We start from the raw sequence: 2,697 nt of genomic DNA on the forward strand, positions 1-2,697 counted from the left end.
TGCTGAGCAAACTCACTTGTTGGCATTGAACGCGGCGATCGAAGCGGCGCGTGCAGGCGATCAAGGTCGTGGTTTTGCGGTTGTTGCTGACGAAGTTCGCGTATTGAGCCAACGTACTCACGCATCGACGAAAGAAATCCAAGAAACGATCGAAATGCTTCAAGGTACAACCAAGAAAGCGGTTGATATCATGGGAGATGGTCGTCGTTTGGCTGATACCAGTGTGGATGACGCGAATTCTGCAGCAGCGAGCCTGACGCAAATCCACAGTGCGGTAGAGCGCATCAGCGACATGGCAACGCAAATTGCGTCTGCGGCGGAAGAGCAAGCATCTGTAACAACAGAAATCACTCGTAACACAGAAGGCATCCGCGACGTATCGAACGAGCTTTCTGTAGAAGCTCACTCAGCAGCGGAGCAAGCAGCGCACCTATCTGAGCTGTCTCACGAGCTTGAGCAAGAGATCAAACGTTTTAAACTGTAATTCTCAGTTTGACTAAAAAACAAAAGGAGCCGATAGGCTCCTTTTTAATGCATGTTTTTCGGTGAATGATTGTTGGTAAATAGCTACAACAAAAAATCTATCTACAACCAAAAATCACTGATTGGTTGGTCATCATTGTAGTGATGCGCCATCTGCGCCTGAAGCAACTCGGCCGTAGCAATCGCATCAGTTAACGCGTGATGCGGAGAGTAGTCTGGTAACCCATAGCGGCGTCGAGACTGCGCCAAACGCAGAGACTCTGGTCTCTTTCCTTTCAGGCGATTCCAAATGCCGCCAGCGCTTCTCTTTTGGATGTTCTCTTCGATTTGTAGCGTGTCTAACACGGGAAATTCAATCCCTTCCCCTATGCGCGCTTTCAGCGCTTGATCCAAGAATTCTCTCTCGATTCGACGGTAATGCACAACGATGATTTTGCCGCTTAAGCAAGGCAGCAACTCACCCAAAATATCGCTCAGATCTGGCGCATCAATCAATTCGCTGTGAGTGATACCGTGGATGATAACGGAATCTTCATCCAACTTTTTCTGAGGCCTTACTTTCCAATGTCGAGCATCGCGCAGAAAAATACGTCTCAGATTGAAAGGTACTAAACCGATAGTAATAATGTCGTGTTTTTCGGGATTGAGCCCTGTCGTTTCGAAATCCAACGCGACAAATTCAACCTCTGAAATGGGGGTATTGGGCGCTGGTAATTCGCTGCCGTAAAAGGCGACAAGATTCTCATCATTGACGAGCTCCAACTTTTGCTGAAATTTGGTTGGCCATTGAATCGCAGGCTTTTGAAATAGCTTTTTGATCATGCCAAACCTCACTTAAAGCTCTTATTTGCTTGATAACGGAACTTAAGGAAGTTCTGCCCATTGCTGAGAATTTGGAAGGCATCTTTCAAATTACGGCGTTCAAAATCGGAGAGGTTTTCTGGCTCGATGTTGTTATCTGGCTCTATTCCGAGTTCAACATCGGTTGCTTGATGTCGAATTCGTACCATAGAGATGAACTCTAACGCGTCTTTTAAATCCTGAGCTCGACCTTTTGGCAAGATGCCTGCGTCAATAATGTCGTCGAGACGTTCAAACGAGTTTTGTGCACGAGAGCCAACTGCCAAGGCATGCACACGAATCAGATCAACCAGCGGCGCGGTGCCGCGACGCTTTAGGTTGATCGAGTTTTTGTGCTGGCCGTCTTTCTCCATCACAAAATCTTTGAAGAAGCCTAATGGCGGCGTGCGGTTTAGCGCATTTCGAGCCAAACATGCTAAGAAGCGATTATTTTTACGCGCTCGACGCACAATGAAGCTGGTGAGCTGTTCTGCCCATTTTAAGCGGCCATACACGCCATCTAAATCGAAAAATATTGATGCATTCAGTAACGCTTTCGGGTTGGGATCGTCAATCCAGTCAGCGAAACATTCTTCCCATTCGGAGCGAGTCATTCGCCACATCGGGTTTGTGGCCATGATGTCACCGGTACAATATTTGTAACCACAAGCGTCAAGACCGTCACTGACAAACTTGGCGAGATCTTCAAAGTACTTGCCATGTTTCTCTTCTTGATAGGATTCGTCCAGAATAATGGCGTTGTCTTGGTCGGTAACCAGCAACTGTTCGTCGCGTCCCATTGAACCTAATGCGAGGAAACAATAAGGAATCGGAGGCGCACCGAGTTCTTCTTCTGCCAACTCCAATAAACGCTGTTTGAAACTTCGGCCAATTACCGACATCGCGCTGCCAACCATGTGTGAATTGGCGTCTTCGTTAACCAGACGTACGAAGCTGCTTTTGACTTCTTCTGCGACTGTCGCTAAATCTTCGATGCTTTGCTGCTGAAAAATGCTACTTACAAGAAGCAGTGAGTTTTGCGACTCATAACGAACAATATCGGTAGTTTCGATGATGCCTATCGGCAGTTGATTTTTGACCACCGGCAGATGATGCACATTGTAGCGTAACATCGTTAGCATGGCTTCGTAGATGTAAGCATTATGGTCGAGAGAAATCACTTCCGTCGTCATGACCGTTGAAACATCATCTTGAGGAGACAAGCCTTCCGCAAGCACTCGAGTACATAAATCTCGGTCAGTAATGATGCCTAAAACGGGCGATTGCGGGTCATCTTCGTCAAGGACAAAATCGGGGTCGACAATCAAGAGTGATGAAATGTTGTCCTGAGCCATTAACTGCGCTGCTTGTTGG

Annotated in this window: 3 protein-coding genes; 1 reads left to right on the forward strand and 2 read right to left on the reverse strand. The window is 47.1% G+C overall.

Annotated features, from left to right (window positions below; genetic code table 11):
- The coding region (locus tag R7P67_RS23005; RefSeq protein WP_318086101.1) for a methyl-accepting chemotaxis protein at positions 1-484 on the forward strand (484 nt) is incomplete at its 5' end.
- Positions 485-585: 101 nt separating this feature from the next.
- Here R7P67_RS23005 and R7P67_RS23010 read toward each other — a convergent pair.
- Entirely contained in the window at positions 586-1,305 is a 720-nt protein-coding gene (locus tag R7P67_RS23010) for a 3'-5' exonuclease (RefSeq protein WP_021822203.1), read from the reverse strand.
- An 8-nt stretch (positions 1,306-1,313) separates the two neighbouring features.
- Positions 1,314-2,697 (reverse strand): putative nucleotidyltransferase substrate binding domain-containing protein (locus tag R7P67_RS23015; RefSeq protein WP_318086102.1); only part of this gene is annotated, 1,384 nt, incomplete at its 5' end.

Source organism: Vibrio sp. Vb0937 (genome assembly GCF_033338855.1).